This window comes from Pantoea sp. CFCC18179, assembly GCF_059412405.1.
The window spans coordinates 1-682 of record NZ_JBNBPM010000047.1 but is presented as its reverse complement, the minus strand read 5'-3'; the positions used below and the strand labels follow the sequence as shown (position 1 = coordinate 682).

The window sequence follows — 682 nt, the reverse complement described above, 5'->3', positions numbered from 1 at the left end:
TGGGTCGTCAGGTTGGCGTTCCTTACATCATCGTGTTCCTGAACAAGTGCGACATGGTTGATGATGAAGAGCTGCTGGAACTGGTTGAGATGGAAGTACGTGACCTGCTGTCTGCATACGACTTCCCAGGCGACGATACTCCAATCATCCGTGGTTCTGCTCTGAAAGCGCTGGAAGGCGAAGCTGAGTGGGAAGAGAAAATCATTGAGCTGGCTGGTCACCTGGATACCTATATCCCAGAGCCAGTACGTGCAATCGACATGCCGTTCCTGCTGCCAATCGAAGACGTATTCTCAATCTCAGGCCGTGGTACTGTTGTAACCGGTCGTGTTGAGCGCGGTATCGTTAAAGTGGGCGACGAAGTAGAAGTTGTTGGCCTGAAAGATACTGTGAAATCAACCTGTACTGGCGTTGAAATGTTCCGCAAACTGCTGGACCAGGGTCAGGCAGGCGAGAACTGTGGTGTTCTGCTGCGTGGTATCAAGCGTGAAGACATCGAGCGTGGCCAGGTTCTGGCTAAGCCGGGTTCAATCAAGCCACACACCCAGTTCACTTCAGAAGTTTACGTTCTGTCTAAAGATGAAGGCGGCCGTCATACTCCGTTCTTCAAAGGCTACCGTCCTCAGTTCTACTTCCGTACTACTGACGTGACCGGCGACGTTCAACTGCCAGAAGGCGTTGA

The 682-nt window shown here is 52.1% G+C and carries 1 protein-coding gene; it reads left to right on the top strand.

The window, feature by feature from the left end:
* On the top strand, positions 1–682 hold a 682-nt coding region (locus tag ACPUC7_RS24420), incomplete at both ends, for an EF-Tu/IF-2/RF-3 family GTPase (protein WP_494924856.1).